Here is a 17141-nt window from a genome sequence, read left to right as displayed (position 1 = left end):
GGAAGGAAGTGATTAGATGGCTATCCCATCTATTTCAGTATATAAAATGCCAGTTGAATCAGAACTACCAAAAAATAAAGTGAATTGGACGCCAAATCCGAAACGTGCGGTTCTTCTAATCCATGACATGCAAGAATATTTTCTTGATGCATATAGCGATAAAGAATCGCCAAAAGTAGAACTAATTTCAAATATTAAGGTGATAAGAGAAAGATGCAAGGAACTTGGTATACCAGTTGTTTATACAGCACAGCCTGGTGGACAAACGTTAGAACAACGAGGGTTATTACAAGACTTTTGGGGTGATGGTATTCCTGCTGGACCAGATAAAAAGAAAATTGTCGATGAACTTACTCCTGATGAGGATGATATATTTCTAACAAAATGGAGATATAGTGCATTTAAAAAGACGAATCTATTAGAAATTTTAAATGAACAGGGAAGAGATCAACTTGTTATTTGTGGTATTTATGCGCATATTGGCTGCCTTTTAACAGCTTGTGAAGCGTTTATGGATGGTATCCAGCCATTCTTTGTGGCAGATGCAGTTGCTGATTTTTCACTAGAGCATCACAAACAAGCATTGCAGTATGCATCTGATAGATGTGCAGTTACGACATCAACAAACTTACTATTAAAAGAGTTACAAAGTTTAAAAGGTGATGATGGTGAAGGAATCACTTTACAGGAAGTGCATGAACTAGTTGCACAACTACTCCGTGAGCCAGTAGAGAGTATTGAAATTGATGAAGACTTATTAAATAGAGGACTTGATTCGGTCAGAATTATGAGTTTAGTAGAGAAATGGCGTCGCGAAGGGAAAGAAATCACTTTTGCAGATTTAGCAGAACGTCCAACTGTTTCCGATTGGTACCGTTTACTATCTTCACAAGCAGCACAGGTTCTGTAACAAATAGATTACATAATAAAGGGGTAGTAAAGAATGCCTAACAGTCAAAAGATTCGTCATTCGTTATCATCTGCGCAGTCTGGTATGTGGTTTGCGCAGCAATTAGACCCGTTTAATCCGATTTATAATACTGGAGAATATGTTGAAATAAACGGAAATATTAATCAAGAAATTTTCGAATTAGCAGTACGTAAAGTTGTAACAGAAGCAGAAGCACTACATGTTCGTTTCGAAGAGGATGAAATTGGGCCATGGCAAGTTATTGAGGAATCGTCAACGTTTCATATGCATTTTATTGACGTTCGTACAGAAGAAAATCCTGAAGAAGCTGCTAAAGTATGGATGAAAAATGATTTATCTGTACCGATAGATTTAAAAGAAGAAAAATTATTTACTGAAGCACTTATTCAAGTTGAAAATAATCGTTTCTTTTGGTATCAGCGCATCCATCACATTGTGATGGATGGCTATGGATTTTCACTTCTTAGTCAAAAGGTAGCCAAGGAGTATACATCACTTATAGAAGAAACAAACAAGACTGAAAAGCCATTTGGTTCTCTTACAAAAATTGTACAAGAAGATAATGAGTATCGTGAATCTAAACAATTTCAGGAAGATCGTACTTTTTGGTTAGAGAAGTTTGCAGATGAACCGGAAGTTGTAAGTTTGGCAGAACGAGCACCGAGAACATCAAATGGATTTTCACGAGAAACTGCTTATTTATCAAATTCTAGTACGAAAACTTTACTAGAAGATATTAATATTTCGTTAACGAGTTGGCCCGAATTTGTTGTAGCCGTAACAAGTATTTACATGCATAAATTAACAGGTGCAAATGATATTGTTTTAGGTTTACCAATGATGGGGCGTCTTGGTTCTGTATCTATTCATACACCAAGCATGGTAATGAATTTAGTTCCACTTCGTCTCACTGTAACTCCAAATATAACTCTTGCGGAATTAATACAGCAAGTTTCTGAAGAAATTCGAGATATGCGTCGTCATCATAAATATCGTCATGAAGAATTAAGAAGAGATTTGAAGTTACTAGGTGAAAATCAAAGGTTATTTGGGCCGTTAGTGAATGTTATGCCTTTTGATTACGGGCTTAACTTTGCTGGAAATCGTGGTATTACACATAATTTATCAGCAGGACCTGTCGATGATTTATCGATAAATGTATATAAGCGTTTTGATGAAAATGAGTTAATGATTCATTTTGATGCGAATCCGGAAGTATATAATGACACGGAACTAGCATTGCATAAAGAAAGATTTATGAATCTATTAGAATTAATGATAAATAATTATCACAAAGACGAGCCGATTGGAAAAATAAACATTACTCTTCCTGAAGAAAATCATAAAGTTTTATTGGAATGGAATGAAACTAAGAAAGCTGAAGAGCTAATTAATCTACCTATATTATTTGAAAAACAAGTACAAAAAAATTCAAATAAAATAGCGGTTACTTGTAACGGAATAAAACTTACGTATAAAGAGCTAAATGAACGAGCGAATGAACTAGCACACTATTTAGTAGAAGAAGGAATACGACCAAATCAGTTTGTAGCCTTAGTATTTCCAAGATCAATAGAAATGGTAGTTAGTATGTTAGCAGTTCTAAAGGCCGGTGCAGCGTATTTACCAATAGATCCAGAATACCCAGCCGAGCGAATTACTTATATAGTAAATGATGCAAAGCCAGTTTGTGTCATAACACATTCATCTGTTTCATCTGCTTTAGTTATAGAAAATGATATTAAAAAAATCGTATTAGATAGAGAAGAAACGAAAATAGCGTTAAAAACATATTCGCATATGAATATATCATTTAAGAATGATGAATCACCTTTAAACCCAGCTTATACAATTTACACTTCGGGATCAACAGGGAAGCCAAAAGGTGTAATTGTTCCTATGAAAGGTTTAAGTAATTTCTTATTAGCGATGCAAGATACGTTTTCATTAAATGAAAACGATCATTTATTAGCAGTTACAACGTTTGCGTTTGATATTTCTGCTCTAGAAATTTATTTACCTCTTATTAGTGGTGCAAGTATAACAATTGCTCAAAAAGAGGTAATCCAAGAGCCTTCGGCGTTAATGACACTGTTACAAGAAGAAAGAGCGACAATTATGCAAGCTACACCGACGCTCTGGCAGGCGTTAGTAACTGAATGTCCAGAGAGGCTACAAGGGCTAAACGTGCTCGTTGGTGGTGAAGCACTTCCGGCTCATTTAGCAAATAAATTAAAAGAATTAGGCTGCTCTATAACCAACTTATATGGACCAACTGAGACGACTATTTGGTCTACTTTCATGAACATTGATGACAGTGAAAATGGTATACCTCCTATTGGAAGGCCAATTTGGAATACAGAAGTGTATGTATTGGATGCAGGGTTACAACCTGTTCCACCTGGAGTTATTGGTGAATTATATATTGCAGGAGAAGGACTTGCGAACGGATATTTAGGAAAACCTGAGTTAACGGCTGAACGATTTGTTGCAAATCCATACGGAGAACCAGGGAAGCGTATGTACCGCACAGGTGATCTTGTGAAATGGCGTAACGACGGTGTGCTAGAGTACATGAGTCGCGCAGATCATCAAATTAAAATTCGTGGTTTCCGTATTGAATTAGCCGAAATAGAAACGATATTACAAGGACATCAAAATGTTCAACAAGCTGTAGTGATGGTACGAGAAGATCATCCAAATGATAAACGAATTATTGCGTATATCGTTGCCGAAGAGAAGGAAACGATTAATCTTTCAGAAATCCGTTCTTATGTTTCAGAAAGTTTAGCTAATTACATGGTACCATCAGCATTTGTTGTGCTAGAAGAATTACCATTAACACCAAATGGTAAGGTTGATAGAAAGAAATTACCTGCTCCTGATTTTAATGGAACGAACAATGAGAGAGTTGCTAGAAATCCGAAAGAAGAAATATTATGTGATTTATTTGCAGAAGTACTTGGTGTTTCGCGAATCAGCATTGATGATAGTTTCTTTGAAATGGGTGGTCATTCGCTTCTTGCATCTCGTTTAATGGCAAGAATTCGTGAAACGTTAAGTGTGGAATTAGGAATTGGAAAACTATTTGAATCACCAACTGTTGCTGAATTAGCAAAACAATTGGACCTGGCAAAAAGCGCAAGACCAGCTGTTAAGAAAGCAAATAGACCAAATGAAGTTCCACTTTCATTTGCACAGCGCAGGTTATGGTTCTTAAATTGCTTAGAAGGTCCAAGTCCTACTTATAATATTCCAGTAGTCATTCGTATGTCTGGAAAATTGAACGAGGAAGCACTACAAAGTGCCTTTTATGATGTAGTTGAGAAACATGAAACACTAAGAACGATTTTCCCGAATGCATCTGGTAGTTCATATCAAAGAATTTTAGAAATGGATAAATTGAATTTAAGAATAATTAAAACAGAAACATGTAAGGATGAATTAGAAAGTACGCTATTTGAAGCTGTAAGATATAGTTTTAATCTTGATATCGAACCAGCAATTCGTTTACAACTTTTCAAAGTAAGTAAAAACGAACATGTATTGCTTATTCTTCTGCACCATATTGTAGGAGATGGTTGGTCATTACAACCGTTAACAAGAGATTTTACAGCGGCGTATAAAGCACGATGTCAAGGTAACAGAGTCCAGCTGGAGACACTTCCAGTGCAATACGCAGATTATTCACTTTGGCAACAGCAACTACTAGGTGATGAAACGACACCAGATAGTCTAATTTCAACACAATTAGATTTTTGGAAAGAGGAGCTAAAAGGTTTACCAGATCAAATGGAGTTACCTACAGATTTTCAGCGTCCAATTGAAACGAGTTATCGCGGGGAAACAATGCAATTTCATATAGATGAAGGTATGCATAGTAGATTAGTAGAGCTCGCTCGTAAAAATGGAGTTAGTTTGTTTATGGTGTTGCAAGCAGGACTAAGTGCGCTATTTACAAGATTAGGTGCTGGTACTGATATACCAATTGGCAGTCCGATCGCTGGAAGAAACGACGATGCACTCTCGGATATAGTCGGTTTATTTATAAATACATTAGTGTTACGTACAAATACATCAGGAGATCCAAGCTTTAAAGAATTATTGAATAGAGTGAAGCAGGCAAACCTTGCAGCTTATGAAAATCAAGATGTTCCATTTGAACGACTCGTTGAAGTGTTAAACCCAGTACGAACTCGAAATAGTCATCCGCTGTTTCAAGTTATGTTAGCTTTCCAAAATACGCCAGAAGCGACGTTTAATGTACCAGATATAGAAGCGAGCCTTGAAATTCAAAGTGTTGGCTCTGCAAAATTTGATTTAACATTTGAAATTAGCGAGAGTAACGGAGTTGATGGCACTCCAAACGGCTTACACGGATTGTTAGAGTTTAGTACTGATTTATATAAACGTGAAACGGTTCAAAAACTAATAGAACGATTCATTCTGTTATTAGATGATGCAGCGAAACATCCGGATCAATCAATTGGTAGATTAGAAATATTAACTTTAGCCGAGCGAAATACAGTTTTAGAAAAGTGGAATGGTGGTTTTCAAATTGTACCTGAAATGACATTGCCACAATTATTTGAAAAGCAGGCTCATGTAAGTCCAAATTCTATTGCTGTCGTCTTTGAGGATCTAGTGCTAACTTATGAAGAGCTAAATAGAAAAGCGAATAAAATAGCTCGTTTGTTAATAGCGCAAGGAATCGGTCCTGATCAACTCGTTGCTTTAGCGATGCCGAGATCATTAAATATGGTTGTAAGCTTACTAGCTGTTCTTAAAGCTGGTGCGGGATACCTACCGTTAGATCCGGATTATCCGTCAGATCGTATTTCATTTATGCTACACGATGCGAAACCATCATGTGTTTTAATAAATTCAGATGTGGAAATTGAATGTGATGAGGCACTAAAGATTTTAGTTGATGATGTGAACGTAATAGAAGAAATTGAGAAATATAGTGAAGACAATATTGATGAAATGGAGCGCATTAAGCCGTTATCTCCTTCACATATTGCTTACGTTATTTATACGTCAGGCTCAACAGGTAGACCGAAAGGCGTTATGATACCTCATCAAAATGTAGTAAGACTTTTAGGAGCAACTGATCATTGGTTCCAATTTGACGCGGACGATGTGTGGACGATGTTCCATTCATACGCTTTTGATTTCTCAGTTTGGGAAATTTGGGGACCTTTATTATACGGAGGACGTCTAGTTGTAGTACCACATACTGTAAGTCGTTCACCGAAAGAATTTTTACAGCTTCTTGTTAAGGAAAAGGTTACTGTTTTAAACCAAACTCCATCAGCGTTCTATCAATTGATGCAAGCAGATCGTGAAAATGAAGAGATTGGTCAAAAATTATCTTTACGATATGTTGTTTTTGGAGGAGAAGCACTTGAACTAAGTCGATTAGAAGATTGGTATAGTCGTCATCCTCATAATTCACCGAAGCTTATTAATATGTACGGTATAACGGAGACGACGGTACATGTTAGTTATATTGAGTTAGATGAGAGTATCGTCTCTTTACGAGCAAATAGTTTAATTGGGTGCAGTATACCGGATCTTAAAGTATACGTATTAGATAACTATTTACAACCAGTGCCACCAGGGGTAGTTGGAGAAATGTATGTTGCAGGTGCAGGGCTCGCCCGTGGATATTTAGGAAGAGCAGGATTAACGGCTGAACGTTTTATCGCAGATCCATTTGGTAAGCAAGGTACAAGAATGTATCGTACAGGAGACTTAGCGCGCTGGCGTCAAGATGGTACGTTAGATTATATAGGACGTGCAGATCATCAAATTAAAATTCGTGGATTCCGAATTGAATTAGGGGAAATAGAAGCGGTAATAATGAAACATCCTAAAGTTGAACAAGTAGCTGTTATTGTACGGGAAGATCAACCAGGGGATAAACGATTAGTTTCTTATATCGTCGCATCAAATAATGAAACGATTGATACGAATGAAATGCGTCAGTATGCTGGAGGCAGTTTGCCAGATTATATGGTTCCATACGCTTTTGTAGTAGTAAATGAGTTACCTTTAACTCCAAACGGTAAATTAGATAGAAAGGCATTGCCAGCTCCAGAATTTATTGCATCATCTTCTAGCCGTGGACCAAGAACACCACAAGAAGGAATGTTATGTGACTTGTTTACAGAAGTTTTAAGTGTGCCTCAAATTGGAATTGATGACGGATTCTTTGATCTTGGTGGTCATTCACTTCTTGCAGTGCAACTTATGAGCCGCATTAAAGAGGCACTTGGAGTTGAACTAAATATTGGAACTTTATTTGCGGCACCTACTGTTGCAGGGCTTGCTGAAAGACTTGAAATGGGGAATGGTCAAAGTGCACTTGATGTGTTGCTTCCATTACGAGCAAGCGGGGACCAATTACCACTATTTTGTGTACACCCAGCAGGTGGATTAAGTTGGTGCTATGCAGGGCTTATGAAATCTTTAGGAACAGATTATCCAATCTATGGTGTACAAGCACGTGGTATCGCTAAAAATGAAGAACTTCCAAAAAGCTTAGAGGAGATGGCGGCGGATTATTTGAAACACGTTCGTGAAGTACAGCCTCACGGACCATTTCGTTTACTCGGTTGGTCGCTTGGAGGAAATGTTGTTCATGCAATGGCAGCGCAACTACAAAATGAAGGAGAAGAAGTAGAATTACTCGTTATGCTCGATTCTTATCCAGGGCACTTTTTACCAAATACAGAAGCACCTACTGAAGAAGAAGCGTTAATCGCATTACTTGCTTTAGGTGGATATGACCCGGATAACATGGATGGTAAACCACTTACCATGGAAAGTGCGGTTGAAATACTTCGCAAAGATGGAAGTGCATTAGCAAGTCTTGAAGAAGAGACTATTTTGAACTTGAAAGAAACATATGTAAATTCGGTAGGGTTGTTAGGGAAATACGTACCGAAAGTTTATAACGGGGATATTTTATTCTTTAGATCTACTGTTATACCAGACTGGTTTGATCCTATTTCTCCAAATACGTGGCTAAATTATTTAGATGGGGAAATCGTGCAGCATGATATTGATTGTAGACATAAAGATTTATGTCAGCCAGGTCCGCTTACAGAAATTGGACAAGTATTAGTGAAATATTTGCAGGATAAGAAAGGGGTAAGTAGAGTATGACGAATCCATTTGAAAATGATAATTACACATATAAAGTATTAATGAATGAGGAGGGCCAGCATTCTCTCTGGCCTGCTTTCCTCGATGTACCTATTGGTTGGAATATCGTGCATGAAGAAGCTAGTAGGCAGGTTTGCTTAGAATATGTTGAAGTTAACTGGAACGATTTAGAGCCGAAAAAAAATCAAATTAGCAAAAAAGTATGAGTAGGAAAACAATAATGAAAGCAAAAATAAATCCAAAAGTAGTTGTAGGTATCGTATATATAACAGCGATGTTTATGGCTGCGATGGATGCAACGATTGTGAATGTAGCACTGCAAACGATAAGTAAAGAACTACAAGTGCCGCCATCTGCAATGGGGACAGTTAATGTTGGGTATTTAGTTAGCTTAGCTGTTTTCCTTCCGATTTCCGGTTGGTTAGGAGATCGCTTTGGTACGAAAAGAGTATTTTTAACTGCTCTTTTCGTGTTTACAATTGCATCTGCATTATGTGGAATTGCTAATGATATTACTTCATTAAACATTTTTCGTATCATTCAAGGTGCTGGTGGCGGGCTTTTAACACCAGTCGGGATGGCGATGTTATTCCGAACATTTTCACCAGAGGAACGACCAAAAATTTCTCGATTTATTGTACTTCCAATTGCTGTTGCACCAGCGATTGGACCAATTATTGGCGGTTTCTTTGTAGATCAAATGTCTTGGCGCTGGGCATTTTATATTAATCTACCGTTTGGTATCGTTGCATTGCTATTTGGACTTCTATTTTTAACAGAGCATGTTGAAAAATCAGCTGGTCGCTTTGATTCTCTCGGTTTTGTTCTTTCAGCACCAGGATTTGCGATGCTCATCTATGCACTCAGTCAAGGGCCATCAAAAAGCTGGATTTCTCCAGAAATTATGAGTGCTGGAATAGCTGGGACTGTATTCATTACATTGTTTATTATTGTAGAACTGAAAGTAAAGCAACCGATGTTAGATTTACGCTTATTAAAAGAACCGGTCTTTAGAAAAATGAGTTTTATTTCGTTGTTTTCATCAGCTGGTTTACTAGGAATGTTATTTATTTTCCCACTTATGTATCAAAATGTAATAGGAGTTTCCGCGCTGGAATCGGGTCTTACTACATTCCCAGAGGCAATTGGATTAATGATTTCTTCACAGATTGTGCCATGGTCATATAAGAAATTAGGAGCTAGAAAGGTAATCTCTATTGGATTAATAAGTACGGCGGTTATATTTGTTTTATTAAGCTTTGTAAATCATGATACGAATCCATGGCAAATTCGGGCATTATTGTTTGGCATAGGTATTTTCTTAGGTCAGTCTGTTGGAGCGGTTCAATTTTCTGCTTTTAATAATATTGCACCACCTTCTATGGGGAGAGCAACTACTATATTCAATGTACAAAATCGATTAGGATATGCAATAGGAGTTGCTGTTTTAGCTAGTATACTATCTGGTTTTGGAAGTAATAGTGTACAAAATAATACTCTAGCCGATTTCTTGCCATATCAAGCAGCATTAATTGGATCAGCAATATTTTTACTCATAGCATTACTATTTTCTTTACGCATTTCTGATAAAGAGGTAATGTCAAAGAAGAATAAAAAGCCGTTATCTGTATTACAAAAAGAGAAAGAAGTTGTAAATGAATGAGTTGCAGCATGCTAAAATTCTTTTGAAATAAAGTGATATTGGTATTTAAAAGGAGAGAGTTTACATGATAGAGAGTAAAGTTGTAGATTCTGTACCAACTCTTAATGAGAATAGTTGTCAAATTTGGTGGGCACGAATTTCAGATTTACAATCATGGCATTACAATTTACTAAATGGTGTTGAACGAGAGAAAGCAAATTCATATCATCATTCAGCGGATCGTGCACGTTTTATAATAGGTTGCGTAATTAGTAGATTAGTACTCGGAAAGATACTTTCTATGTCGCCAGTTCAAGTACCAATTGATCGAATGTGCCCGGTGTGTAAATTACAACATGGCAGGCCGCAATTACCAGAAAGTATGCCGCAAATATCAGTCTCACATTCGGGTGAGTGGGTTGTCGTTGCATTTACTAAATCTGCATCTGTTGGTGTTGATGTTGAACAAATGAATCCAAATGTAGATGTTATGAAAATGGCAGAGGGCGTATTAACAGACATTGAAATAGCACAAGTTATGAAATTACCTGATGAGCAGCGACTAGAAGGATTTTTAACATATTGGACTCGAAAAGAAGCAGTGCTGAAAGCGACAGGTGAAGGACTATTGATTCCACCAGTAGATATTACAGTATCAGCTCCAAATGATCCTCCAAAATTGTTAATTTTTAAGGATAGACAAGAGTTAGCAGAAAATACAATGATGGAAGATGTAAGACCTAGTTTAGAGTATATGGCTTCCATTGCAATATTTAGTAAAGAAGTAACTGAAATTACGCAGTTAGACGCGGTATCGCTTTTAAATTATAAATAAGTTTAATAAAATATTTTATAGAAGAGGTGTTCCTCATGTTAGTGGCGGAAAATAGAAAAAGCGAATTAACTTATAATGTACAAGCAATTAAAAATATTTTATTTTCTGGAGATACGTCATCTATTCTTGCTTTAGAAAAGCTTTTGAATGATACAGTTCAATTTGATGTTCTCGAACAAGAGGTAATGGATAGACAGTACATTCCGAAAGAAGCAAAGAATTTCTTTGATAAAAACGGAACATTTCTTTATCGCGTATCTAATATTAGTTATAAAGGTAAGGTGTTATCTGAAAATCTAATTTTTGTGGACACTTCATTTTTACCAGATACTATAAAGCAAGAATTAGAGGATGGAAATGTTCCAGTTGAAAAGCTTATAGAAAAGATGGAAGTAAGAAAAAACGTATTATACGAAGGGTATCAGCCAGCTGGAAATATTATTGAATTGTTTGATGGATGTTCTGTTACTGCGAATGTTTATCCAACTAGAAAGTATCAAATTGTAAGTAACTGCAAATGTATATTTTATATATGTGAAGTGTATCATGCAGAGAATATAAGGGAACTGCTTAAATAAGAAATAAACAAGAAACCAGCCTATAAAATGGCTGGTTTCTTGTTTATTTCACAGCTTCTTTTAATTCTTTACCTGCTTTAAATGCTGGAACTTTACCAGCAGCAATCTGAATTTCTTCTCCAGTTTGCGGATTACGCCCTGTACGAGCAGATCTTTCACGCACTTCAAAAGTTCCAAAACCGATCAGTTGAACTTTATCGCCAGATTGTAATGCAGTAGCAATTGTGTCAAATACGGATTGTACAGCTGCAGAAGCATCCTTTTGAGAAATATCAGCTGTTTGTGCCACGTTTTTAATTAATTCTGTTTTGTTCATGTTTTCACCTCATAAAAAAATTTTAGAATAAAAGTTTTAGTATAATGAATGTTATAGAATAAGCTACTTTTTCTAATAGAAAGAATACTGTATAGTTATGTTAATTTCGTTGCAAGAGACTGAATCCCTGCTAAAATCAGGGATAAATTAAGAATCGATGCATATAAAAAGCTGTAGTATGAAGGTGAGGGGGAGTATACAGATGATTTTTCGTGAAAAGAATGAGAAAGAAAGTATATTAATTCGTCAACATGATCATGGTTTTTTAGCTGGAGAGATTGCTAGAAATATAAAAGAAGATTTCTTTGAAAATCAGGAATATTTAATGGAAACTATAGATGCTATATATGAGCATGATAGAGGATGGATAGAGCTTGATAAAGTACCAATTTTAAATGATGCTAAAAATATTCCATATACATTTATGGATTGTCCAAGCTCATTGCGCTTTGTTTTTTATACGATTGGCTTAAATGAAATTGAAGATTCTAATCCATACGGGGCGTTACTTTGTAGTAAACACTTTTTATCATTTCCACTAAATAAGGAAGATGAAGAGATGATGTCTTTTTATAAGCATGAATTAGAACGACAAAAAAGAATAATGAAAACGTTAACAAAAGAACAATATATGATGTTCGATAAACATTATAGATTATTAAAGTTTTGTGATGAACTTTCTTTATATGTATGTATGAATAAACCTGGTGTAAAAAAGAAAGATGAAATTGATTTATTTAAAGATGGTTTTGAAGGAACAGAAATGTTTAATAGTAAGGAGGAGAAACCTATTCAAGCTGAATGGGTGGAAGAAGAAACAATTCGAATCACACCGTTTCCATTTAAGACAGAATTTCATACGTATGTAAAATATAAAACTATAAATAAACATTCAATTGAAGAAAGAGGAATAGTAAAAGCAGATAAAGAAGTGAAATTGCAGAAACAGGTGATTCGTATAATAAAGTAAATAAAAAGAATGCTCGTCAGTTTAGGAGCATTCTTTTTAAACTTAAATTAACTTGTCTGTTTATTATGAATTTCTTTCAATTTCTCTGCTTGTAAAAACCGATTTGTTTCAGCGACAACTACACCACTTAATCCAATTAGACCAATTAAGTTTGGAATCGCCATAAGCCCATTTGCGATATCGGCAAATGTCCATACAACACCTAACTTTAAATTAGCTCCAACAGCAATCATAACGATAAAGATTGCTTTATAATATCGTACAGCACCTTGTCCAAATAAATAAGCTACACACTTCTCACCGTAATATGACCATCCTAAAATAGTAGAGTAGGCGAATAATATAATGGCGATACCGAGAATCATACTACCAGCAGTACCGAATACGGATTGGAATGCTAATGTTGTAGCTTCAACGCCGGTTTTACCAGATTTCCATGCACCTGTTGTAATTAATACAAGACCAGTAATTGTACATACGATAAATGTATCTAGAAAAGTACCAGTCATAGAAACTAAAGCTTGTTTTGCAGGTGAATCAGTTTTTGCAGCTGCGGCGGCAATTGGTGCACTTCCTAAACCAGCTTCGTTCGCAAATACGCCGCGTGCCATTCCGATTTGAATAGCAGATGCAACTGTTGCGCCAATAAAACCACCAGCAGCTGCTGTACCTTGAAATGCACCAGAAAAAATAAGTGAAAATGCTTCTGGAATTTGATCAAAGTGATAGAAAATAATAATAAGACCAGCAATTATATAAAAGAAAGCTTTAATAGGAACGATATATCCAGTAACTTTACCAATCTTTTTAACACCGCCCAAAATAACGATAGCGATTAAGAATGACATGAGTATACCAGTTAATGCAGGGGGGAAAGAAAAGTTGATTCGCATTGCCTCTGCAACTGAATTAGATTGAACCATATTACCGATACCGAAAGAAGCAGTTGTACCGAATATAGCGAATAAAACAGCAAGCCATTTCTTACCTAAACCGCGCTCTAAATAATACATGGGTCCACCAGAGTATTCACCATTTTCATTACTAACACGGTATTTCACTGCTAGAATTGCTTCGGCATACTTTGTTGCCATTCCGAATAAAGCGGTAATCCACATCCAAAAAATTGCACCAGGACCACCAATTGTAACAGCGGTTGCAACACCTGCTATATTTCCCATACCAATCGTTGCAGCCATAGCTGTCATGAGTGCTTGGAAGTGACTAATATCTCCAGAAGAAGAGGTATCTTCTGATTTTTTAAATGCTAGTTTGTGAGCGTATATTAGTTTACGAAACTGTAAACCTTTTAAGCGCACTGTGAGAATGATACCAGTTCCAACGAGTAGCAACAAAGTTGGTAACCCCCACACATACTGATTAATTTGTTCTAATACTTTACTTACTGTCTCCATCTGTATTCTCCTTTTTTAGAAAAAATAAAAACCACTTCAAGGAAATGGTCTCTGGAGAAACAAGGTATAGAAAAATAAACCGATACAAATCGGCATTTTCTTTCGCTTGTCTCTGTCCTTTTACCTGAGAGATTATCCGCTAGATTAGCGGATTTGCTCCTTCGGTGCTCGTTTTCCTCCGCGCTATATTAAGCGAGAGGGAGTCTCTCCAGAGATTCGTCCCCATGCAGTTCTACTTGTAAACAAGACCTGAGAGTTTCAAAGTTGGTATAGCAACTTTTTGCCCCGTCGGTAGATCAATAGACCTTCTCCTGAATGGTTCATCCGAATTATAAAATTAAAAGCTTAAACGCATTGATTGTGTATAGAATCAATAAAAACATTATAGATATACAATTAGTGAAATGCAATCATTTTTTATTTTGAAATAGTAAATATGTAAATGAGTTAAGAGTGAGATGTAATCCGTGTAGGATTACATCTCCTTTAAATTCCGAATTATTTGAAATAAAATCAATTTGGTGGTTTGATAGATTTAGAGTGACTAAAAATGGTTATTTGTGTATTGAGTATAACAGCAGATACAATTCATTCACATAATTTTATTATGTAAACAGATTGTTGCAAGTGGGAAATGAACAGTATCATAAGGGGGATTAGAAATGCTATTAAAAACAATATTTTGCAAGGTGGAAGAAAAGAAAAGGGAATTGTTTTCTGATGCGCAAGAAAAATGGCGTGATTTACAGTATTTAGACGGATTCTATGGACAGTTTGGTGGGTGGAATGAAGCTGAAGCGTGTGTGTATACTTTATGGAAAGATAGAAATGCATATCAATCATTCATGAATGATGCTCATGATACAATTTTTCTAAATAGTAATCAAGAAGGTACATATATTTCCTGTAAAATTGAGATGTTTCAAACGTTGTATGATATAACAGAAACTCCTTTGAAAGACGTAATTGCACAAGGGTCATTTGTAAGAGTTGCAATTTGCGATGTGAAAGAAGGAAAAGAAAAGAATTTTTTACATACGCAAGAAACAATTTGGAATAAAGGAATGGAAAACGCAAAAGGGATGTTAGGTGGAGTTGTTGGGAAGTCTTTAAAAAATGAAAAACGTTACATAGTGTTAACGTATTGGCAAGATGAAATAGCACACGAACGTTATATGAAAGAAATTTTCCCTGAGTTATATCAGTTAGCAAATGTAAATGAGTATGTTGAAAATATAAATGGAAAGAAAGTTATTCGGAAGGAAGAATGGTCTGTTGCCGCTTCGAAATAAAGTTAGAACTTGTTAAAGTAGCTGGTTTAGATAAAGTTGATACAGAACATTCGTTCTGGTATGGTTACTTTGTACAAGAACAAGAGGGGGTATGTAAATGAGTAAAGTTTTAAGATTTGAATTGCAAGTCCCAAACCCTGAAGAAGCTATTCAATTTTATACAAATAGTTTTGGATGGAAGTTTGAAAAAATGCCTGGGCCACATGACTATTGGTTCATAATTACAGGTGAGAGTGATAGACCTGGTATCGATGGTGGATTAATGAAATCACCTGATGGTACTACCAGGACGACTAATTCGATTGAAGTACCTTCAGTTGATGAGTACATAAATAAAGTTATTGAAAATGATGGACAAGTAGTTGTACCTAAAACTGCTATTTCTAATATGGGTTACTTTGCTTACTGTATAGATAATCAAGGGCTTCTTTTTGGAGTATGTGAAGAAAATATTGAAGCGTAAAAAATTAGGGATTTTGAGATTATTTTGTTTGTTGAACGATATTGAATGATATTTTCAATTAAAGATTATAATTATTAAAAACCCTTTTGTATAAAAACTAGTATTATTTTAGTTGAAGAAGGATCCATTTTGATTATTTTCAAAAGGATTCTTTTTTATTTTTCACATATTGTGAGGTACTTAGGTATTATTAATCAAACTTATATCGGTATATTATCTATGAAAAAAGTAAATAAATGATGTTATATTCAACGGTGAATCTATTGACTGCTAAACAGTTTGAGTTGAAAAGGAAAAGAGAACCAATTATTTTCTAATAAACATGTAATTAATTGAAGACGTTATATACCCTTTCATGTTAATATATTTAAGTTATAATAGGAGGCTTACCCTTTTTTATTGTACGGTAGAAGCAGTGTGAGCTTGAAATTTTTTAAGAAAAGGATGTGCCTAACTTGCGTATAAATAAATTTATTAGTGAATCTGGAAAAGCATCTCGACGTGGAGCAGATAAGTTAATTAATGAAAGAAGAGTAATTATTAACGGTAAGGTTGCAAAAATAGGCGACCAAGTAAATCCAGGTGATGACGTGCGAGTAAATGGAGAGCAGCTTCGAATTGCTCGAGACCATGTGTATATCGCTTTAAATAAACCAGTAGGTATTACATGTACAAGTGAAAAAGCAGTTAAAGGTAACATTATCGATTTAGTGAATCACCCTTTACGAATTAATCACATTGGACGTCTTGATAAAGACTCAGACGGTTTAATTTTGTTAACGAATGATGGTGATATTGTTAATGAAATTTTACGTGCTGAAAACAAGCATGAGAAAGAATATATCGTTTCAGTAGATAAGCCGATTACACCGGAGTTTTTAGAGAAAATGGCAGCAGGTGTTAAAATTTTAGATACAAAAACGCTTCCTTGTGAGATTACACCGTTATCAAAATATGAGTTCAAAATTATTTTAACACAGGGGCTAAATCGTCAAATCCGCCGTATGTGTGAAGCTTTGGGTTATCAAGTATACACGTTAAAACGTACGAGAATTATGAATATTGAGTTGAATAATTTACCAGTCGGACAGTGGAGAGATTTATCGAAAAAAGAGAAAAAACGCCTATTTTCAGACTTAAATTACGAACCACAAGATTGGTAAAATTGAGAAGTGAAACCAAAAATTTTTTGGTTTCACTTTTTTAAATTAAATAAATAATATTTTTTAACACTTGCAAAAATAAATTGAATAAGATATAGTAAATAACAATTAATGGATGTACTTATAAAAGCAAAGAAAAGGACACGAGTTATTTTAACCGGTTATACAGAGAAGGAAGGAAAGCTGAGAACTTCCTAACGCAGAAAAATAACTTACCACCTTAGAGCTGCACTGGGGAAATCAAGTATTCAGTGCCGTGTAAGCGACGTTATCGCAAAAGAAGCCATTGCATTTTGTGATGGGAATCTGGGTGGAACCACGGATATAAGCATATTCGTCCCTATATTTAGGGATGAATATGCT

12 protein-coding genes, 1 riboswitch and 1 other annotated feature are annotated in these 17141 nt (G+C 35.5%); of the genes, 10 read left to right on the top strand and 2 right to left on the bottom strand.

Going from position 1 to position 17141, the window contains the following annotated elements; genetic code table 11:
- The first annotated feature begins 16 nt into the window (after positions 1-16).
- The 6 genes from FT637_RS15840 (at position 17) to FT637_RS15815 (ending at position 11159) form a co-directional block, all read left to right on the top strand.
- Positions 17-910, top strand: coding sequence for an isochorismatase family protein (locus FT637_RS15840; protein ID WP_193647109.1), 894 nt, complete (start codon positions 17-19; stop codon positions 908-910).
- Between the two features lie 33 nt (positions 911-943).
- A complete protein-coding gene (locus FT637_RS15835) occupies positions 944-8104 on the top strand; it encodes an amino acid adenylation domain-containing protein (RefSeq protein ID WP_193647108.1) in 7161 nt (2386 codons plus the stop codon).
- The gene (locus tag FT637_RS15830; RefSeq protein WP_193647107.1) at positions 8101-8310 is read left to right on the top strand and encodes an MbtH family protein; all 210 of its coding nucleotides are present in this window, start codon (positions 8101-8103) and stop codon (positions 8308-8310) included. Before FT637_RS15835 ends, FT637_RS15830 begins: the two co-directional genes overlap by 4 nt.
- A gap of 14 nt (positions 8311-8324) precedes the next feature.
- Positions 8325-9767, top strand: coding sequence for an MDR family MFS transporter (locus tag FT637_RS15825; RefSeq protein WP_193647106.1), 1443 nt, complete (start codon positions 8325-8327; stop codon positions 9765-9767).
- Between the two features lie 64 nt (positions 9768-9831).
- Positions 9832-10581: a 4'-phosphopantetheinyl transferase Sfp gene (gene sfp / locus FT637_RS15820; RefSeq protein ID WP_193647105.1), complete on the top strand. Its 750-nt coding sequence runs from the start codon at positions 9832-9834 to the stop codon at positions 10579-10581.
- Positions 10582-10616: 35 nt separating this feature from the next.
- Positions 10617-11159, top strand: a complete 543-nt coding sequence (locus tag FT637_RS15815; RefSeq protein ID WP_193647104.1) for a cold-shock protein — start codon at positions 10617-10619, stop codon at positions 11157-11159.
- Positions 11160-11202: 43 nt separating this feature from the next.
- Here FT637_RS15815 and FT637_RS15810 read toward each other — a convergent pair whose 3' ends face one another.
- Positions 11203-11475 (bottom strand): HU family DNA-binding protein, encoded by a 273-nt coding sequence (locus FT637_RS15810; RefSeq protein WP_193647103.1) that lies wholly within the window; start codon positions 11473-11475, stop codon positions 11203-11205.
- Positions 11476-11677: 202 nt separating this feature from the next.
- Between FT637_RS15810 and FT637_RS15805 the strand changes: the two genes are divergently transcribed.
- A complete protein-coding gene (locus FT637_RS15805) occupies positions 11678-12445 on the top strand; it encodes a DUF3891 family protein (protein ID WP_193647102.1) in 768 nt (255 codons plus the stop codon).
- Between the two features lie 47 nt (positions 12446-12492).
- Here the strand turns inward: FT637_RS15805 and FT637_RS15800 are convergent, their stop codons facing one another.
- Positions 12493-13860, bottom strand: coding sequence for an alanine/glycine:cation symporter family protein (locus FT637_RS15800; protein WP_193647101.1), 1368 nt, complete (start codon positions 13858-13860; stop codon positions 12493-12495).
- Between the two features lie 102 nt (positions 13861-13962).
- A riboswitch (glycine riboswitch) is annotated at positions 13963-14082 on the bottom strand.
- Positions 14083-14522: 440 nt separating this feature from the next.
- On the opposite strand from FT637_RS15800, the gene FT637_RS15795 reads away from it, so the two are divergent.
- The 3 genes from FT637_RS15795 (at position 14523) to FT637_RS15785 (ending at position 16778) form a co-directional block, all read left to right on the top strand.
- Positions 14523-15152: a DUF4937 domain-containing protein gene (locus FT637_RS15795; protein WP_193647100.1), complete on the top strand. Its 630-nt coding sequence runs from the start codon at positions 14523-14525 to the stop codon at positions 15150-15152.
- A 97-nt stretch (positions 15153-15249) separates the two neighbouring features.
- Positions 15250-15615, top strand: coding sequence for a VOC family protein (locus FT637_RS15790; RefSeq protein ID WP_193647099.1), 366 nt, complete (start codon positions 15250-15252; stop codon positions 15613-15615).
- A gap of 455 nt (positions 15616-16070) precedes the next feature.
- Positions 16071-16778, top strand: coding sequence for a pseudouridine synthase (locus tag FT637_RS15785; protein WP_193647098.1), 708 nt, complete (start codon positions 16071-16073; stop codon positions 16776-16778).
- Positions 16779-16901: 123 nt separating this feature from the next.
- Positions 16902-17123 (top strand) — a binding site (T-box leader).
- Positions 17124-17141 lie beyond the last annotated feature (18 nt).

The sequence above is a fragment of the Bacillus cereus genome, assembly GCF_015071065.1.
In the GTDB taxonomy this organism is placed as follows: domain Bacteria; phylum Bacillota; class Bacilli; order Bacillales; family Bacillaceae_G; genus Bacillus_A; species Bacillus_A cereus_BA.
The sequence above is the reverse complement of the archived record's forward strand: the minus strand, read 5'-3'. Positions and strand labels throughout refer to the sequence as shown.

What these genes read in the sequence shown, in the direction of transcription:
- FT637_RS15840 (WP_193647109.1), top strand. Translation starts at nt 17, where the DNA reads ATGGCTATCCCATCTATTTCAGTATATAAAATGCCAGTTGAATCAGAA.
- FT637_RS15835 (WP_193647108.1), top strand. Translation starts at nt 944, where the DNA reads ATGCCTAACAGTCAAAAGATTCGTCATTCGTTATCATCTGCGCAGTCT.
- FT637_RS15830 (WP_193647107.1), top strand. Translation starts at nt 8,101, where the DNA reads ATGACGAATCCATTTGAAAATGATAATTACACATATAAAGTATTAATG.
- FT637_RS15825 (WP_193647106.1), top strand. Translation starts at nt 8,325, where the DNA reads ATGAAAGCAAAAATAAATCCAAAAGTAGTTGTAGGTATCGTATATATA.
- sfp (WP_193647105.1), top strand. Translation starts at nt 9,832, where the DNA reads ATGATAGAGAGTAAAGTTGTAGATTCTGTACCAACTCTTAATGAGAAT.
- FT637_RS15815 (WP_193647104.1), top strand. Translation starts at nt 10,617, where the DNA reads ATGTTAGTGGCGGAAAATAGAAAAAGCGAATTAACTTATAATGTACAA.
- FT637_RS15810 (WP_193647103.1), bottom strand. Translation starts at nt 11,475, where the DNA reads ATGAACAAAACAGAATTAATTAAAAACGTGGCACAAACAGCTGATATT.
- FT637_RS15805 (WP_193647102.1), top strand. Translation starts at nt 11,678, where the DNA reads ATGATTTTTCGTGAAAAGAATGAGAAAGAAAGTATATTAATTCGTCAA.
- FT637_RS15800 (WP_193647101.1), bottom strand. Translation starts at nt 13,860, where the DNA reads ATGGAGACAGTAAGTAAAGTATTAGAACAAATTAATCAGTATGTGTGG.
- FT637_RS15795 (WP_193647100.1), top strand. Translation starts at nt 14,523, where the DNA reads ATGCTATTAAAAACAATATTTTGCAAGGTGGAAGAAAAGAAAAGGGAA.
- FT637_RS15790 (WP_193647099.1), top strand. Translation starts at nt 15,250, where the DNA reads ATGAGTAAAGTTTTAAGATTTGAATTGCAAGTCCCAAACCCTGAAGAA.